This window comes from Frankia tisae, from assembly GCF_025403405.1.
GTDB lineage: Bacteria > Actinomycetota > Actinomycetes > Frankiales > Frankiaceae > Frankia > Frankia tisai.
This window is the reverse complement of sequence record NZ_JANEZT010000672.1, coordinates 1-1,541: the sequence shown is the minus strand read 5'-3', so window position 1 is coordinate 1,541 and position 1,541 is coordinate 1. Positions and strand designations below refer to the sequence as shown.

The window sequence follows — 1,541 nt, the reverse complement described above, 5'->3', positions numbered from 1 at the left end:
GATCCGGGCGGCGTAGCCGGCGAGGTCGCCCGCCGAGGTCGGCAGCGGCAGCGGGCAGGCCGCGGCGCCGGCCCGGCCGACGGCGATGACCGCGGTCAGGAAGTCGGCGTTGTTCCGGCTGAACACCCCGACCCGTTCCCCAGGTGCCACTCCCTCGGCGACCAGGGACCGGGCGAGCGCGGTCGTGCGCACGGCGAGCTCGGCCAAGGTCAGTCGCTCGGCCGAGCTGGGGAAGGTCACCGCGACGTCGGGGCCCGTCGCAGCCGCCTCGTCGAGCGCGCCGGGCAGCGTCGTGCCTCGCATCAGATGCTCTCCCGTCCTGGGCAGGTGTCCGCCACGGTGGCCGGGCGTGGCCGCGCGGGGGCGGGAAACGGCCGGCGGTCGGGAAACGCTCCCGGTCCGTCGTGACGGCGGCGGTGGAGCCTTTCGATCGGTCTTCCGGCCGGCCCGATGCCGCCTCCGCAAGCCTGACAATCCGATACCGGCGGGTCAACGAATGAGCCATCTCTCCTATCGATCCATCGTCCCGGACAATAAGCCCGCCGAATCGACCCACGGGTTCTCTCGACGAGGAATACCAGGATTCGCCTTATCGCGGTTAACCGAATATTCCGATGGCCGGCCCCGCCGCGTCAACAGACGTTCGACCGGTGTTTGCCGGCTGGCCAGCACGACGCGAACGCGATCCGGCGACACCGGTCCATCGACAGGGATATCGTGCCCGGATACTCAGCCTGTCCGATTTGGGCACGGCGCACCGAGCCATTTCCCGGTGACGGTCCGGGGCGGACACGACAGGTTCGGCGGAACCCGGCAGGCTCGACGGAACCGACCCCGAGAGGTGCAGTCGTGGAGCATAACGGCATCAACGCACAGACCGAGACCGCCAACCACGCCGAGGCGGCCAAGCGCATCGGCGATCTGCGCGTGCTGCTGGAGCATGGCCTCGCGGAGGGGGTCGGCGTGGGGCACTCGCTGGGCGTGCGGATGCGGACCCTCGAGGTGGGGCGGACGGTCTGGACGCTGCTGCCGTCACCGGCCGCGGCCAACGCGATGTTCACGGTGCACGGCGGCGTCATCGCGACACTGATGGACACGGCGATGGGCAGCGCCGTGTACACGAGCCTGCCGGCCGACATGTTTTACACGACGTTGGAGCTGAAGGTCAATTTCGTCCGGTCGGTGAATCTCGACGCGTCGGTGCTGGAATGCGTCGGCCGGACGGTTCACCTGGGGCGCCGGACGGCGACGGCCGAGGCCCAGGTCACCCATGCCGACGGCAGGCTCGTCGCGCACGGAAGCTGCACCTGCCTGCTGACCTCCGCGGGCTGAGGCCGGCCGCGGGCTGAGGCCGGCGGTGACGTCAGCGGTCACCGAAAGTCGGCAACGCCATCCGATCAGTGCGCGGTGCGGTGCCCCGGCGTGGATCGGGCCGGGATGGAGATCGCCACGGGCCGTGGATCCACCCGCACCCGCACCCCGGTTCAGCGGAACACCAAGATCCCCAACCAAAGCCGCAGCCGAAACACACGAAACAGCCC

Annotated in this window: 2 protein-coding genes; one reads left to right on the top strand and one right to left on the bottom strand. The window is 70.1% G+C overall.

Going from position 1 to position 1,541, the window contains the following annotated elements; all coding sequences use genetic code 11:
- A partial coding sequence (locus tag NBZ85_RS31000; RefSeq protein ID WP_261563407.1) for an AMP-binding protein occupies positions 1–303 on the bottom strand: 303 nt, incomplete at its 3' end.
- Positions 304–849: 546 nt separating this feature from the next.
- Between NBZ85_RS31000 and NBZ85_RS30995 the strand changes: the two genes are divergently transcribed.
- Positions 850–1,332 carry a PaaI family thioesterase gene (locus tag NBZ85_RS30995; RefSeq protein WP_261559828.1) on the top strand — a complete coding sequence of 161 codons (483 nt, stop codon included), beginning with the start codon at positions 850–852 and terminating at the stop codon, positions 1,330–1,332.
- Positions 1,333–1,541 lie beyond the last annotated feature (209 nt).